The following is a 15354-nucleotide window of genomic DNA, read 5'->3' on the forward strand; positions in this document are numbered from 1 at the left end:
TTGTGCGGACGTATCGATCAATGCTGACTCCTGAACTCTTTGGGCGACATCCCTGTCTTATTCCTGAACAGCTTCGTAAAATGAGACGGATGCTGAAACCCCAGATCATAGGCAATTTCACTGATTGGGTTGCTGGTACTCCATAACAACAATTTTGCTTTATCCACCAGCTTTAAATGAATGTGCTCCTGTGTTGATTTACCCGTATATTTTTGCAACAGATCAGCAAGATAATTCGCCGACAGGTTCAGTTGCAGAGCAAAATACTTTACATCGGGAACTCCGGATTCAATAAGGGAATCACCCGTGAAATAATCATTTAAAAGTCTGTCGAATTTCCCGACAATATCATTGCCCGATCTTACTCTTGTCAGAAACTGACGATCATAGAACCTTGAGCTGTAAGACAGCAACAACTCGAGGTTAGTCAGGATGAGATTGTAGGAGTGAGTATCCAGGTTCATGGATATCTCCCTTTGAATATTTAAAAGGCAATCCTGCAGGATCTTCCCTTCTGTATCTGAAATATGCAGGGCTTCATTGGCATCATAGCCCCAAAAAGAATAGGTGGTTAATTGATGTCCTTTACCACTGGCATGTAAAAAATCAGGATGGATATAAAGCCCCCAGCCTTCTACCCTGTTCTCGATCCCGGGCGACAACACCTGGTAAGGCGCTGTAAACATCAATGTACCTTCCGAAAAATCGTAGCTGGTGTGGCCGTACTTAAAGGAGCCTTCCACTTTTTTGCAGGCAACGGAATACATGTCCATCCGGTATAAAGCCCCGGGCTTTCTATGCGAACGGTCTACTTTTGCCAGATCTACCACTGATATTAAAGGATGCAGTGGCTTATGATAATGAAAGAAATCGTGCAGATCAGCAATTGATTTGATATCTACGTACTCCATCTCGCATTGATTTAGATGCCGGATACAAAGCTATCAAAAATAAATCAGCCATCTGTCAGATAAAGATTCCACCACCAACTTCAATACGCTGCGCATTCACAAAACGGCTATCGTCCGATAGCATGGCTGCTACAAAAACGCCCACATCTTCTGCTTCTCCCAGCCGGCCTAATGCTGTCACGCCGGCAATCTGCTGACGTTGACTCTCATCCCCTTTACCACCTCCAAATTCCGTATCTATGGCACCGGGCGCAACGGTATTGACACGGATCCTTCGGGAAGCATATTCCTTAGCAAAGTACCTGGTTAGCCCTTCCACGGCCGATTTGATTGCCCCGTATACAGCCACTCCGGGAAAAGCAAACCGGGCAAGTCCGGAAGAGATATTAATGATTTGCCCGCCATCCTCTATAAGCGGCATCAGCTTTTGCGTCACAAAAAATACACCTTTGAAGTTCACGCTTACGAGTTGGTCGAAGATGGCTTCGGTAGTATCTTTAATCAGCGTCCGCTGGGCGATGCCCGCATTGTTGACGAGGTAGCTGAATTGTTCCGAGTTCCACTCCTGCTTAAGCACCTGCCGGACTTCTGCAACAAAATCATCCAGCGACACCATATTAGCGGTATCCAGTTTTACGGCCACCGCCCTGCCACCGTTTTTGTTGATCGCTGCAGCTACAGCGGTTCCTTCTTCCGGATGGCTGTTATAAGTAAGAATAACGCCCATACCACGTTTCGCGGCATTCAATGCAATGCTTTTCCCAATACCCCGGCTGCCACCAGTTATAATTGCGATCTTTGTATTCATGATAAATTAGTTTTGCAACACAAAGCTCCAACGATTCGCAGTGGCTTACTTATATGTTTAAGGAAAAGACTTATACATTTCTCTGATGGCCTGAAGGGCGCTGCCTGTCTATAAATCAGTAAAAAATTGCTTTGTTACATGTATATTAGTAACCAGTTTTAGCAAGATGTATTTCATGCTATAGCAGTCCCTGCCAAACGGACGGTGGAAAGCGATCTTCAAAACCTAAACGAATCCACATGAAACAGGAAATCGAAAAAAGAACATTCGTAACTGTTCAAAAAAACTTCCATACTTCCGCAGAAGAAGTTTTTGATGCGTGGCTCAACACCGGGTTGCTCGGGAAATGGATGTTTGGCCCAAGCGTCAGGGAGGAAACAATTGTTAGCCTTACCAATGATCCACACCCTGGTGGTAAGTTCAGCTATAAAGTAAAAAGAGGCGACCTGGTGCTCGACCATATTGGCACTTACCTGGAAATAGAAAGGCCTGCACGCCTCGTTTTCACCTGGGGTGTTGATATTGATTCAGGAGACGACAGCATTGTCACCATTCAGATTCAACCCGTTGAAAACGGCTGCACACTGTCTCTGCAGCATGATATGGATATCAAATGGGAACCTTATGCAGATCGCACAAAAGCATCATGGGCCTTCATGCTGAATCGCCTGGAGGAGCGCATGCCAGGCATTTAAAATCAGTTATAATATTTCCACATATCCATCTGTTCCATTCACCCGGATCCGCTGGCCATCGCGGATCAATTTAGTAGCATGTTCTACTCCAACCACTCCTGGCAAACCGTACTCACGTGCAATAACTGCTCCATGCGTCATCAAGCCGCCTACTTCGGTGATCAGGCCCCTGATCGATAAAAACAAGGGCGTCCAACTGGGATCGGTAAAAGAGGTCACCAGTATGTCTCCATCTTCCAGATCAGCATCCTCCATATTCAGGATAACACGTGCACGCCCTTCTATAACACCGGAGGATACCGGCAGCCCTACAATTGCGTTAGCCGGAAGATTTTCCCGCTTGTACTCCCCTGTAACAATCTCTCCGTCAGAGGTTATCACCCGCGGTGGATTTAATTTTTCATATAGCCTGTATTCATTTTTACGCTGGCGAATCAGCTGGTAATCCAGTGTATGCGTTCGCGTTACTTCACGCAATTCTTCCAAAGTAAGATAGTATATATCCTCTTTCTCCTGAATTACGTTGGTGCGTACGAGTTGTACCGCTTCTTTCAGTAACGCCTGTTTATAGATAATGTAATGGCTTACAATACTGTATTTGGGGTATTCCCTGTAACCGGCTAAACTCCGTACCAGATGGATCATTCGCTCAGTTTCTGCTGCTTTTTCCGTTCCATCCGGTAATTGCTTCAGCTGATCCAGTAACGTTTGTTCCTTTCGCTGTGCATCCTGTTTTCCCTGTTCAAATTTCCGGGTACTGGCACGTGGTTCAAAATTTTTGATATTACTGAGGATCAAAGGCACCAGGATAGCAGGCTTCTCACACCAGCGCGTTCTGGTAATATCAATTTCCCCGGCGCATCGCATACCGTATCTATCGAGAAAATCAGTAATCGCCTGCTGAGTTTCCTGTCCTCCATGAAACCCGGGCAGTTCATTCAAAAAGTTATCATCTTTCGTGTGTTGCAGATATGCTATTACTTCCGGATAAGGACGAATGACATCTGCCACATCCAATAACGCCAGCCCCATTTCTGAAGTAATATTATTGGGCACTGATTGAGAAAGCGTGTCGGCCACATTCTTTTCGTTCAGCCACTCCTTCATTTTATCATTGATCCATGCGGCTGCATTCATAGCTGTTACAATCACCCCCAGGCTCTGCGATTCCAGGAAAAACTTCCTTAAGTTTCTTGTGTCTTCTATGATAAAATCAATCAGCTCTGCCCCAGACTTCGTTTGTATGTTATGCTTTAGCTCATTTATCAAAGCCTGACTACTGCTGATCAGGTCAGATACAACTGCAGGATCATATTCATTCAGTGCCTGAAAATCCATGAGTGACCGGCCGCTGCCTGGTTCCTGGTCTTTTACGTCATCTGGTGGTAACTGCTTTATAAAATCATTCCGCTTTAAAATGGTCATCAATGCATCCTTTATGAGCGGGTCAGATTTGCCCAGCACATCCACCACCATATCTCTTTTTACAGGAGAAGCCAGTTCTGGTGCCACATCTACAAACAATCTTCCTGCAGCTACATACATAGGCCGGGTTGCCAAGCGGAATAACGACCAACCCAAAGGTCTCATGGGATCAGTCATCATTTGCTGATGCCCCACAGATACATAAACATGGTTCTCTTCATCATTCGCCTCGGGAACCGGGTATAAAGTAGTAATGGGCCTGCTCTGGACTATATAAAACGTATCATCCGACAGGCACCATTCAATATCCTGTGGCTGCCCGAAATGAGCTTCTATTTCCCTGCCAGTCTGCTCCAATTGTAAGATCTGTTCATCTGTCAGTGCAGGATTGTTCTGCAGTTCAGGTTGTATCGGTTGTTCTTTTGTGCCGCCATCTTTCAGGGGATAGATAGCCAGTTTTTTGGCAGATATCTTTTTATCGGTCACCCTGCCGCTGCGAACTTTATAGACGTCTGCATTCACCAATCCCGACACCAGGGCCTCGCCCAGGCCGAAGCTGGCATCGATGGATACCACCTTTCTGTTGGAAGTGACCGGATCGGCAGTGAATAAAATACCCGCTGCCTCCGGAAATATCATTTGCTGAACTACTACAGCCAGCTGAACTTTGCGGTGATCGAATCCATGCTGTAACCGGTACATGATTGCACGCTCCGTAAACAGGGATGCCCAGCATTTGCTGATATGCTGCAGAATAGCGGCTTTTCCGATGATGTTTAAGTAGGTATCATGCTGTCCTGCAAAAGATGCGGTTGGTAAATCTTCGGCGGTTGCGCTGGATCGAACAGCATACGCAGCTCCTTCTTCAAACCGGGATAGCTGCCGGAAAATTTCATCCACAATATCCCGGGGGATAGCTGCTTCTTCAATAAGCTTACGAATTCCGGTACTTAATGCGCTGATTTGATGCCGGCTATCGACCTTCAGCAACGCCAGCTGCTCCAATAATCTATTGATCAACGGAATTTCCACAATGATCCTCTCAAAGGCCTCCGTGGTTATACAAAAGCCATCGGGTACATGAATGCCGTTGATCCCCGAAAGCTCCCCCAGGTTCGCTCCTTTTCCTCCGGCCACGGCCAGCTTTGTTCTGTCAATTTCCCGAAAACTTAGTACAAATGAACCCTTACTGATCATATTTGGATGTTTTCTTGTTTGCTGCTTTTATTTACTGTTCAGCGTGTTGGTGGTATCATTCATTATTTCGATCGCTTTTGAGAAGTAGGTTTCTATGACTTTCATCTCTTCATTTGTAAACGAAGCCATCAATTTTTCTGTTTTGCTCCGGAATTCCTTATAAAGCGGTTCAAAAAGTGCCATTATTTTTTTTGTGTTGGGCACGATGATGACTTTTCGCCTGTCGTTTTCAGCGAATTGCCTTTTCACCAGTTTTTTCTTCTCAAACCTGTCTATCAACCCCGTGATAGCACCGGTAGTCAGACCCGTTAACCCGGAGAGTTCGCCTGCGGTCATTGCTCCTTTCACTATTAAAAAACCCAGGTACTTATGGTCAGTCCCTGACAGCCCGGCCTTTCGGCCAATGGCTTCGTGCATATGAATAGAGGTATAGGCGTATGACTGGCTGAGTTTTCTCACCCGGGTGATGATGTCGTCGTTCATTTTATATCTTACTAAATAAATATCTTAGTTACTAAGATAATACAAAATAACAAGGGAGAAAAATAATTTGAGGAAGATGTGAGAAAAGGGAAAAAGAGGTTAACAGAACAGGATTCATTTCCTCCGTGTCATTACAGCTTAAAATGCTGCCGGTCTATTTTATCTCGAAGGTAGTTGTTGCGATATGAAATGCTTTTTGATATTCCCTGCCACCAATTGTTCCGGGCTTTGTGTCAACCGCCGACACTTCCACCTGGTAGCCCCCCTGTTCTACGGCGTCAAATACCAGCTGATTGCTGCCATTAGCTGCTATATTGATATGCTTTCCGGAAGGAGAAAAAACAGTAATCTGATATTTCAATCCTTCCGGTAAAGTAGCGTGAAAGAACACTTTTTGGGTTCCTTTGCTTAAAACGGGTAAAATGCTCATTGGCAACAAACTTCTGTCGGGCGAAATAACATTGGCAACTGCATGATCATTTCCTATCCAAACATTGGTACAGGCATAAAAATAAGGTACAAAGGATCCGGTTCCGTCAAACGTCAACACGCCGATTCTTTCGTGTTTCAACAGTACCCGGTATAGTCCTTCTTCTTCCGGGGTAAACGTTGCGGCATAACAATCTTTCTGCGGTTTAGCTTCCAATTTGAACTGCTTCCCTGAAGGGCTTACTGCCCACAGGTCAAATCCTTTTGCCATGCTCCATTCCTTACTGTCCAAAAGCTCCTTTTGCTGAGCTGGTTCTGCGAAGTATACAATTACTTCATGGGGAGTTCCCTTTTTGCCAGTACCTGATGTTTGAAGCCATAAAGCATGCGCTGATGCATTGTATGCCGATAATAATAGTAAAAGAGCGACAATAGCTTTGGGTAATTTCATGTTTTCGTAATTCTAAATAATAAAAATGGATTTCCTGATTGGGTCAAAAACGCCTATCCCACAACATCAGCATATGAACGCTGATATCGGATACGGCTTAGCTACAGCTGGCGATATATGACATCATAAAAGTAGTTCCGCTATTTTAATATGATTTACGATTTCGGGAAAATAATTTATGATTTCGGGAAAGACATGCCTTGATAGTATTTTCTGGTCCGTGTCCATAGTCTGATAAATTCCTGAATTCGTAAATGGTTTTTCCAAATTCGAAACCTGCCAATACATACCCTGTTTAATTTGCGCCCGTCTAAAAAAATATAGTTCAATAGCTGAATTAAAATATCTGAAATGAGTAAAAAAATCGTACTAATCACAGGGCTGCTCTTTTTCATAACTGTAGCATTCGGGCAAAACGCCATCAGTATAAAGGGAAGAGTATTAACGGCAGATGGCCGGCCCATCGAAGGAATTTCAGTATCACTTGATAAAAAAAACCTGGTAACAGCAACAGATTATACAGGGCAATATGTACTCAGAAATGTTCATTCGGGATCCTATCATCTTATTATTACCGGCATAGGACTAAAAGCTGTAACAGTTCCTGTTACTGTTGGAACAACTGATTTACAGATAGCAGATGTGCATCTCACGGAAACTTACACAGCGTTAAGCGAAATCGTCATCAAATCGTATAAGACTAATAAGTTTGCCCAAAAGAGCAGCAGCTATGTATCTAAAATGCCATTGAAGAATCTTGAAAATCCGCAGGTATATACCAGTATAACCAAGGATCTTGTAGCAGAACAGGTAGCTTTCAGCATTGAAGACGCATTGAAAAATGCACCAGGTATTCAGAAAATGAGACAAGGATCCGGTCGTGGAGACGACGGAGGTACGTATTACAATTCAAGGGGATTCAGTGTACAGGCCAAACTTCGCAACGGGATAGCAGGTAATGTTATTAGTGGCATCGACGTAGCGAACCTGGAACGCGTAGAAGTAATCAAGGGGCCATCAGCCACATTATTTGGCAATTCGCTTACCTCTTTCGGGGGCTTAATCAATCGCGTAACCAAAAAGCCGTACAAAGAATTTGGCGGAGAAGTAAGCTTCGCCACTGGCTCATACGGTTTCAACCGGCTCTCCGGCGATGTGAATATACCGCTGGATAGCGCTAAAACAGTTCTGGCACGTATTAATACAGCCGTAACTTCCGAGAACAGCTTCCAGGACCAGGGCTTCTCCAGGAACTTTGTATTCGCCCCCAGCCTTACCTACCTGGCGAATGATAAGGTGACTTTTAACTTCGATGCAGAACTTGCGGTTGGCGCCAACAGCTGTCCGCAATACTTCTTCTTTGAACAGCCTGTCAGTCAGCTTTCAGCAAATAATATCAGGGATATGAAAATCGACTACAAGAGATACTACGCCATTGATGATATATTTGTAAACCAACGTACCGGAAACTTTTTTGGAGAGATGGCCTACAAAATTTCCAAAAATTGGCACTCTCAAACAAATATCTCCTTTACTTCAGGATTCTCGGATGGCCCGCTGAGTGCATTTTATATTAAACCCAACGACTCGCTTCGGCGCATAGCCCAGGTAACAAGATCTACATTAAGCCAGGCAACGGAAGTACAACAAACTTTTAACGGCGATTTCCAGATAGGAAGCCTGCGCAATCGCGTGGTGCTGGGACTGGATTATTTTAACCGCTATAGTAAATCTTCCATTTTCGTTGCTAATTTTGATCAGATTCCTGCTTATGGAAACATTCCTGCCTATACACGATTTAACCGGGCCAAACTGGATTCAGTGTTAAATAACCAAAGCACCATAAATCCTACTACTATTACCCAATCGAATACCTACAGCGCTTTTGTTTCAGATGTGCTGAATATAACGGAGGATTTAATGGTATTGGCGGCACTTCGCGTAGACCATTTTGAAAACAAAGGTTCATATAATCTGACAACCGGACAAACAACAGATAAATATTCGCAAACGGCACTTTCCCCCAAATTGGGAATTGTGTTTCAACCAGTACATAACAAGGTCTCTTTATTTGCCAATTATCAAAACAGCTTTAATAACCAGGGTGTCTATTACGCTTTTAATGAACCATCCAATAACCTGGTACAAGTTTCCGCAAAGCCCGGCTTTGCAAACCAGGTTGAAGGCGGGATAAAGCTGGATTTATTCAACGGACGCCTTTCTTCCACCATCTCTTATTACAATATTGAAGTTTCGAATGTGCTCAGAAGTGATATGCGCTTAGCTGGTGCATCCGTACAGGACGGAACCCAATTGAGTAAAGGAGTTGAAGTTGAACTGATTGCCAACCCCGTTAACGGTCTGAATATCGTTGCCGGCTATGCCTATAATGATTCCAAAATGACAAAGGCCGATGCCGATGTGGAGGGAAGAAGACCTACGGGAGCCTCTTCACCTACGACCGCTAATTTCTGGATGAGCTACCGGATGCCCAAAGGCGTTTTAAATGGGCTGGGCGTAGGGTTTGGCGGTAATTACGCCAGCGAAAACAAAGTAGTGAATAGTGTGAGCACGGGCGTTTTCAGTTTGCCGGAATTTACCATTTTAAATGCCTCTGTTTTCTATGATTACAGGAAAATAAGGGTGGCTTTCAAAATAGATAATCTCACCGATCAAAAATCATGGATTGCTTTGGGAAGTTCTTTCGGACCTCAGAAGCTTAGAAATTTTGGCGCTAATCTGGTCTATAAATTCTAGAAAAAGTGCATGCCCGGGCCGGGAAGACGGCTTTGCTGCGCTTCCCGGCACTTTAAAAATCATGATCGCGTCAACTGATATGTTCTATATCCAATCATTTTAACAAAATAAAAATGAAAGTAGCTGCAGCAAAAAAATGGTTCTGGTGGCATTCTGGGCAATATTCGACCTCGCTACAATTGCGGCATTGGCAACCGGGATATACCTCTGGATCAAAAGGCGAAATGCAGCCAATCAGCAATGGGTGTTAATGGAAGAATCTGAAAAAAACATGCAGGATGCAACAAGATAAAAGAAAGATATTAGTACGGTTATGGGAAATGCCGGTCTTATTATTTATCCTTACGCTGGCCGGCCTGATTATATGTCTAGTGTATGAAGGAATCTGGGATATCTTGTCCTGGATTACATTGGCAATTCCCATTGTACTTATAATGAAGTACCTTTACTGGCCCAGGCCGGATCATATGCAAAAATGATTTCAATCCTGGAGCAGGAAGCCAAAAGAGTGACAAATAACTATTTATGACAGAATTTTGGGAGAACAGTTTTCAGGAGAAACAGGAAATGTGGGGACTCAACCCTACTAACTCCGCCCTGCTAACCGCAACAATGTTTGCTGATAAGGAAGTAAAAAAAGTACTAATTCCAGGCATAGGCTATGGGCGCAACGCGCAGGCTTTCATCAATAAGGGAATGGAAGTTACAGGTATTGAAATTTCGGCAACTGCCATCGAAATGGCGGCAAAGCACTACACACCATCAGTAAAAATCTACCATGGCTCCGTGACGGATATGCCATTCGACAGTCATCATTACGACGGTATTTTCAGCCATGCACTCATTCATCTACTGGACAAAGGTGAGAGAGCAAAATTAATCAGCGATTGTTACCATCAGTTAACCGGCGGAGGCTATATGGTTTTCACTGCCATATCCAGGAAAGCCCCAACCTACGGACAAGGTAAATTAATCAGCAAAGATCGTTTTGAACAATTCGGAGGGGTGAATATATTTTTTTATGACGAAGAAGCCATCCAGGAAGAATTTGGCCCATATGGTCTCTTTCAGGTAGAGGAGATAGTTGAAAATTATCCGTTTTATTTGATTAAATGCAGAAAATAACCAGCGGATATCATTTTCATCTCTTCCTGTGATTTGTTTTTGTTCTTCAGTTAAAATGAGTTTTATTATAGGCAGTATTCGCTATCAACTCATTGCTACCACACTCCATGTCCTCCTACCGGAGAATGGACAGGCGCATACATAGGTGCGTAGAATGGAGAATAACCATTATAAGTACCTCTACCCACACCAACACTTCCGGAAATAGAGAATGTCCTGTCATTACTGATGTACATCACCCCTATTTTAGCATCAGACCAGGCAGAGAAGTTGTTTTGCTGCATCCAGCTATTCCCCTTATTCGTCATAGGCTGATAAGGCATGTTGGAACGAAAAACGGCGGGCGTAGCTGATACTGCGCCAAAAGCAAACAGGTTATTGGTTAACTGACGATTCAGTTGCAACGACAACGGCACCGACAAGAAAGAACCTCCTCCTCCTTTAAATGCTACAAAGCCGGCAGAAACGCCTGCATACTTCGTTATAGACCATTTTGAACGGATATGGTTCGTATCATTTACGGGTTGCGGGCGATTAAAAGCTGACTCCCGGCGATTCACAGCGCCGGAGGAGGAATCTGTCTGCGCTTTTACAGCCAAACCAGACATTAAAACAGCAGCAAGAAAAATGATCCGTAACATATATATGAAGATAAGCATCCTTTTTTTATTAAAATGCTAAGGGAATCACAATATATACCACTTATTTGCGGGCTGAGAGGGATCACAATCGAACACTTTGTACTCATTCTGACTTTTGATCTATTCAGGCCGCTCCAATTCTTTTTTATTTTAATGTGTTCATCAGTTTAATCTGCTCTGCCGCATCACCAGGAGCATATAATGCCTCTCGCCATAGGTACGACCTCCCTTTTTCTATCTCTCCCTGTTCAAGGTAATACTTTCCCAACTTCGTGCAGGCATTCTTCACCTGCCATTGTTCCCCATACCCTTTACTGTCTGCGAGTGAATGATACCATAGGCGAGCGCCCTCTCCATCATTCGTACTTTCATACCATCGTGCGATAGAGTCATGAACCTCAGGATTAAAATAGCCAGTCGAAATATAAGCCTTGATCGCACTTTCCATTTGTGTTTTTAAACTTTGGCTACCTATCTTTTCCAAAAGATAGATAAGAGATGGGTCCATTCTTTGAAATCGTGCTACATCATTTTGCGCCAGGTACTGCAGCAAAGTCTGAGCGACTCCTTTGGTTCCATTATAATTCTTTTCTACATAGTATTGGGTAAGCGCGTGGCTGAATACTTCGTCGTAGATGAGCGGATAAGCAGACGGCGTCTTCGTCTTCATCAAATCCTCATAAGAAAGATGTTCGCCATGTTGCAAAACAGCATGTTTAAAAAATGCAATGGCAAACGGAGAATTCAGCAAATTACCAAAACCCAACATGAACGGCTCGGAAGCAGCTACACTATTACTAAGTAAAATAAAGGCACGTTTTTCTTTTGGTATCCGGATAATAAGCGCCGCGTATGATTCTCCATATCCATAATGCCAGTGAACCTGCCTGTCGGCAATTTGTTGAGTTGACCAGCCTAACCCGTAAGGATTTTCCCTGCCACTATTGGTTACAAAAGGTGTTGTTAGTTTGTGATAACCATCCGCACTAAGGAGGGTATTGTTATCCAGCGCTGAACTATACGCTACCAGGTCATCAATAGTCGTAAAAAGGTTTGTTGCAGGAAATAATGTGGTGGCCCCGGAGAGACCTTTGTCCGGGTTGAATTTTTGATGTTCACGATCCCATGAATAAGTCGTTACGACCTTTGCGGAGAATGATACATTTTGATAAGTCGGATACCCTGGAAAAGTATTCTTCATTGCAAGAGGCCTTAATATGTTTTTAGTCACTTCATCAGCAAAGGCCTCATAATGCTTTGTGTTGCCACTAATCTTCTCGAATACGCCGTACACGAAACTATAGCGGTTGCCATTGTAGATATAATTTGAACCGGGTTCCCCTTCAGAGGTATGACTAAGTACATGCTTAATCTTCAGGTTCGGCGTCACCAGCCGGTCGGGTGTGAGGCCGACCGGCAAAAAGGGATAATCCAAAATATAGTCGTCTATACTTGCTTTGCCCTGCTGCTCATATAACATGAGTGTTACCGCCGCAAACGTTTTTGTAAGTGATGCAACAGGGAATATATGGCTACGGCTGATAGGGATCTTTTTCTCAACATCTGCGAAGCCCTCGGTCTGCAGGAACACAACCTGGCCATCTTCTACTACTGCTGCCACCAGGCCAGGGATCTTAAGCGTTGCTGCATGCGTGGCAACGGCTTTGCGTAACGAAGTAAACTTATCACCTCCAGTATTTGCAGAAGCATTAAAGGATAGTTGAGGGGTCAGGAGCGCGAGGGAGGCCATACCTGATTGTTTCATGAAAGTTCTCCGCGATGTCATAGTGGTAGATTTGATGCTACCAAAATATACAAATATTTACGTATATTATATTTATCTGGTTGTGATGTCTATGAAACAGTCTGAGCGCAGAACGCTGCACCATCCGATTTCGTTGACCACTTCAGTCGGGTTCTGACGGACCATCTTTTTCCGATTCAAACTGACCATAGTTATCCGGCTTAAACTTACCACACCTATTTTCACAGGGAAAGACCGATAGCTGTAATTGGAAAAAGGGATACTCCTGGCAGCCAGTCAGCGATGAGTATCACTCCGTACCACCATCATCAGCAAATTGTAGAATCATATCGGGTACCCGCTTATTTTCGTCCAATGCCAATTGCGATCTCAGATATTCCATTGGTTTTAAACCTGTAAAATGCGAGAAATCCTTTATAAAATGAGCCTGATCAAAATAGCCATACCGGTGAATGATGGCAAACCAATCAATATGGTCTTTATTCTTTTGAATTTCCGTCACCACCTGACTTAATCGATGGATCCTTTGCAGATATTTAGGGGAAAAGCCGGTATATGTTTTAAGCAGGTGTATGACATGTTTTTGTGAATAACCCGATTTTTGTATTAACCAGTCGAGGGGCTTGTCTATATGCTGGTTTATAAATTTCACAATATGATCGCCCATATTCTCCTCAACCGAATACTGTAAAAAATAGCGCTCGATCAATGCAACTCTTTCAGCAAAGGAGCTGGCATTGAGCAACTGTTCATGTAACCGCATAAAGGAACTTCCGAAAACTTCTTCTGCTTCAATACCCACCTCATCCAATACTGCTACAGGGATCCTGGTAAGCGAAAAAAAACCGCCGACCGTAAAGCGGATCCCCATGATAGTAGAATTCTGATTGTTTTTGTACATAATGGCCTGTTTCTGCGTGCCAGAGATCCAGGCATTCTTTACAACCTTCTTACTGCCGGTCATTATTTCCGGATAGACAGTATTTACAGTATTTTCATTCAACTCAATCACCAGGTTTATACCGCCCTGCGGTAGTTCCCTCAGGTAAGGAGTCGGTAATGCGCCGCTTACGTAAACGATGTGTTGAATAAAGTTGCACAGCGGATATTTTGGGATGTGCTGTTGTACCTGCATGATTGATCTAAAGTTACGTTAGAAAAGATTCATAAGCAGTGGCTTTTGCAGATCTATCAGGATGGCATTTATCGAACACCTGCCATGCTTTATATCCTATCCCACAATCATCTGATAATGAAGGAAAAAAGGGTTATTGATATACAAAAAAAGAGGAGCTTTTTAATAAAGCCCCTCTTAGCGGAGAGTCAGGGATTCGAACCCCGGGACCTGTTACAGTCAACAGTTTTCAAGACTGCCGCAATCGACCGCTCTGCCAACTCTCCATGCCGCGAAAGTATAAAAGAGATTAATTCTAAAAAAATTTGTTTTTATATTTTTTTTCCTTAATAATCGCCCCCCTGGCCTAATCCACCTGCTCCACTTTTACGTATACCCGTTGGAGGTAGTTTCGTTCCCTGTTCGGCAAATGGTTCCATCACTTTTCCGTAAATTTAGTGATGAACATATTTTTTGAAGGACCCGTTTTATGGTCTCAGATCGATGCTAATATGCATCTGCGCCACTCGGCTTATGCCGATTTCGCCGCCCAGGCAAGGCTCAGCCTCCTCGAAAAAGTAGGTATGTCTGCCGCGGATTTTATCCGCCTGCAACTCGGCCCCATCCTGTTCCGGGAAGAGCTCCTTTACCACCGGGAAGTAAACCCCAATGATACCATCCGGGTAACGTGTGAAATGACAAAGTGCCGCGCCGACGGATCCCGCTGGTCCATCCGGCATGAGTTGTTCCGCGGCGATGGCGTCAAATCAGCTACCATAGTGGTAGACGGCGCATGGATCGATACCCGCAAACGAAAGCTTGCAGCACTTTCCCCTGACCTGCTCGAGAAATTCAAAGCCGTTCCGCGCAGCAGCGACTTTGTAGAAGAAGGATGACTATTTCAAAGAGAGCGGTTTACCTTTCCTCTCCATTTCCAATTCCCGGATGAAAGGGAGCTGGTTCTGTATATAAGCGCGTGTTGACTGTTCCAGGTAATTGTCGAGCTGGAAAAATTCAGCTGCCCTGGTGGCGCCCAACAACTTGTTGATGCGCCGGAAATAACGCATCTGTAACCGGCCAAACTCCAGGTCATTGTTGATCAGTTGCCTGGTGAGCGAATTCATCTTCCGTTCGTCCAGAGAAGTAAATTCTTCGTTATACATCTTCAGTAATGCAAAACGCTCCTCCAGCCACGGCTTTTTATCACTCTCATATTCCAGGAAAGCATCCTGGAACATTTTTTCCTCAACCGGGGAAATAGCGAGGTAATCATTCAACAACGATTCCTTATTTTTTCCAAATATCCGGGTCACCAGATCATCATCGCTATTGTATACAGCCTCTGTGGGCAGGTTCTGGGCACACAACCGCCATGCGGCGCCCAGCAACACCAATAAAAAGAAGAACTTTTTCATGGGTCGAAAGTTTAAGATGAACGGGGCTTCATCCACTGATATAACGGCATCAATATATGGGGGGTACGGGCACCCGCTCATGGCGGTATGTAAGCAGGTTTAGATTTGCCAGGCAGGTGAAGTGCCCTCTACAATCCG

The 15354-nt window shown here is 44.1% G+C and carries 14 protein-coding genes and 1 tRNA gene; 5 read left to right on the plus strand and 10 right to left on the minus strand.

From position 1 onward, the window contains the following. Positions 1 to 17: 17 nt before the first annotated feature. Entirely contained in the window at positions 18 to 911 is an 894-nt protein-coding gene (locus tag UNH61_RS20725; RefSeq protein ID WP_326993912.1) for a helix-turn-helix domain-containing protein, read from the minus strand. A 55-nt stretch (positions 912 to 966) separates the two neighbouring features. Further along, a complete protein-coding gene (locus UNH61_RS20730; protein ID WP_326993913.1) occupies positions 967 to 1719 on the minus strand; it encodes an SDR family oxidoreductase in 753 nt (250 codons plus the stop codon). 239 nt (positions 1720 to 1958) lie between these two features. On the opposite strand from UNH61_RS20730, the gene UNH61_RS20735 reads away from it, so the two are divergent. Next, entirely contained in the window at positions 1959 to 2414 is a 456-nt protein-coding gene (locus UNH61_RS20735) for an SRPBCC family protein (protein WP_326993914.1), read from the plus strand. A gap of 6 nt (positions 2415 to 2420) precedes the next feature. Here UNH61_RS20735 and ppsA read toward each other — a convergent pair whose 3' ends face one another. The 3 genes from ppsA to UNH61_RS20750 form a co-directional block, all read right to left on the minus strand. After that, positions 2421 to 5036: a phosphoenolpyruvate synthase gene (gene ppsA, locus UNH61_RS20740; RefSeq protein ID WP_326993915.1), complete on the minus strand. Its 2616-nt coding sequence runs from the start codon at positions 5034 to 5036 to the stop codon at positions 2421 to 2423. Between the two features lie 27 nt (positions 5037 to 5063). Beyond that, entirely contained in the window at positions 5064 to 5519 is a 456-nt protein-coding gene (locus UNH61_RS20745) for a MarR family transcriptional regulator (RefSeq protein ID WP_326993916.1), read from the minus strand. Positions 5520 to 5673: 154 nt separating this feature from the next. Then, the gene (locus tag UNH61_RS20750) at positions 5674 to 6399 is read right to left on the minus strand and encodes a hypothetical protein (RefSeq protein WP_326993917.1); all 726 of its coding nucleotides are present in this window, start codon (positions 6397 to 6399) and stop codon (positions 5674 to 5676) included. Positions 6400 to 6750: 351 nt separating this feature from the next. On the opposite strand from UNH61_RS20750, the gene UNH61_RS20755 reads away from it, so the two are divergent. The 3 genes from UNH61_RS20755 (at position 6751) to UNH61_RS20765 (ending at position 10281) form a co-directional block, all read left to right on the plus strand. Further along, a complete protein-coding gene (locus UNH61_RS20755) occupies positions 6751 to 9156 on the plus strand; it encodes a TonB-dependent receptor (RefSeq protein ID WP_326993918.1) in 2406 nt (801 codons plus the stop codon). A gap of 145 nt (positions 9157 to 9301) precedes the next feature. Beyond that, positions 9302 to 9448 carry a hypothetical protein gene (locus UNH61_RS20760; protein WP_326993919.1) on the plus strand — a complete coding sequence of 49 codons (147 nt, stop codon included), beginning with the start codon at positions 9302 to 9304 and terminating at the stop codon, positions 9446 to 9448. A gap of 233 nt (positions 9449 to 9681) precedes the next feature. After that, a complete protein-coding gene (locus UNH61_RS20765) occupies positions 9682 to 10281 on the plus strand; it encodes a class I SAM-dependent methyltransferase (protein WP_326993920.1) in 600 nt (199 codons plus the stop codon). 95 nt (positions 10282 to 10376) lie between these two features. Here the strand turns inward: UNH61_RS20765 and UNH61_RS20770 are convergent, their stop codons facing one another. From UNH61_RS20770 to UNH61_RS20785, 4 genes are all read right to left on the minus strand, one after another. Beyond that, a complete protein-coding gene (locus UNH61_RS20770; RefSeq protein ID WP_326993921.1) occupies positions 10377 to 10922 on the minus strand; it encodes a hypothetical protein in 546 nt (181 codons plus the stop codon). A 145-nt stretch (positions 10923 to 11067) separates the two neighbouring features. Next, the gene (locus tag UNH61_RS20775) at positions 11068 to 12708 is read right to left on the minus strand and encodes a serine hydrolase domain-containing protein (RefSeq protein ID WP_326993922.1); all 1641 of its coding nucleotides are present in this window, start codon (positions 12706 to 12708) and stop codon (positions 11068 to 11070) included. A gap of 268 nt (positions 12709 to 12976) precedes the next feature. After that, positions 12977 to 13822 carry an AraC family transcriptional regulator gene (locus UNH61_RS20780; RefSeq protein WP_326993923.1) on the minus strand — a complete coding sequence of 282 codons (846 nt, stop codon included), beginning with the start codon at positions 13820 to 13822 and terminating at the stop codon, positions 12977 to 12979. Between the two features lie 181 nt (positions 13823 to 14003). Next, positions 14004 to 14088: transfer RNA gene (locus tag UNH61_RS20785), tRNA-Ser, on the minus strand. Positions 14089 to 14262: 174 nt separating this feature from the next. Here UNH61_RS20785 and UNH61_RS20790 point away from each other — a divergent pair. Then, positions 14263 to 14697, plus strand: a complete 435-nt coding sequence (locus tag UNH61_RS20790; protein WP_326993924.1) for a thioesterase family protein — start codon at positions 14263 to 14265, stop codon at positions 14695 to 14697. On the opposite strand, the gene UNH61_RS20795 is transcribed toward UNH61_RS20790, so the two are convergent. Beyond that, positions 14698 to 15216 carry a hypothetical protein gene (locus UNH61_RS20795; protein WP_326993925.1) on the minus strand — a complete coding sequence of 173 codons (519 nt, stop codon included), beginning with the start codon at positions 15214 to 15216 and terminating at the stop codon, positions 14698 to 14700. Between the last annotated feature and the right edge of the window lie 138 nt (positions 15217 to 15354).

This window comes from Chitinophaga sp. 180180018-3 (genome assembly GCF_037893185.1).
GTDB lineage: Bacteria > Bacteroidota > Bacteroidia > Chitinophagales > Chitinophagaceae > Chitinophaga.

Excerpts from the sequence above, each read along its gene's own strand:
- UNH61_RS20780 (WP_326993923.1), bottom strand. The coding sequence starts at position 13,822 with ATGCAGGTACAACAGCACATCCCAAAATATCCGCTGTGCAACTTTATT.
- UNH61_RS20770 (WP_326993921.1), bottom strand. The coding sequence starts at position 10,922 with ATGTTACGGATCATTTTTCTTGCTGCTGTTTTAATGTCTGGTTTGGCT.
- UNH61_RS20750 (WP_326993917.1), bottom strand. The coding sequence starts at position 6,399 with ATGAAATTACCCAAAGCTATTGTCGCTCTTTTACTATTATTATCGGCA.
- UNH61_RS20755 (WP_326993918.1), top strand. The coding sequence starts at position 6,751 with ATGAGTAAAAAAATCGTACTAATCACAGGGCTGCTCTTTTTCATAACT.
- UNH61_RS20790 (WP_326993924.1), top strand. The coding sequence starts at position 14,263 with ATGAACATATTTTTTGAAGGACCCGTTTTATGGTCTCAGATCGATGCT.
- UNH61_RS20730 (WP_326993913.1), bottom strand. The coding sequence starts at position 1,719 with ATGAATACAAAGATCGCAATTATAACTGGTGGCAGCCGGGGTATTGGG.
- UNH61_RS20775 (WP_326993922.1), bottom strand. The coding sequence starts at position 12,708 with ATGACATCGCGGAGAACTTTCATGAAACAATCAGGTATGGCCTCCCTC.
- UNH61_RS20725 (WP_326993912.1), bottom strand. The coding sequence starts at position 911 with ATGGAGTACGTAGATATCAAATCAATTGCTGATCTGCACGATTTCTTT.
- UNH61_RS20765 (WP_326993920.1), top strand. The coding sequence starts at position 9,682 with ATGACAGAATTTTGGGAGAACAGTTTTCAGGAGAAACAGGAAATGTGG.
- UNH61_RS20745 (WP_326993916.1), bottom strand. The coding sequence starts at position 5,519 with ATGAACGACGACATCATCACCCGGGTGAGAAAACTCAGCCAGTCATAC.
- ppsA (WP_326993915.1), bottom strand. The coding sequence starts at position 5,036 with ATGATCAGTAAGGGTTCATTTGTACTAAGTTTTCGGGAAATTGACAGA.
- UNH61_RS20795 (WP_326993925.1), bottom strand. The coding sequence starts at position 15,216 with ATGAAAAAGTTCTTCTTTTTATTGGTGTTGCTGGGCGCCGCATGGCGG.
- UNH61_RS20735 (WP_326993914.1), top strand. The coding sequence starts at position 1,959 with ATGAAACAGGAAATCGAAAAAAGAACATTCGTAACTGTTCAAAAAAAC.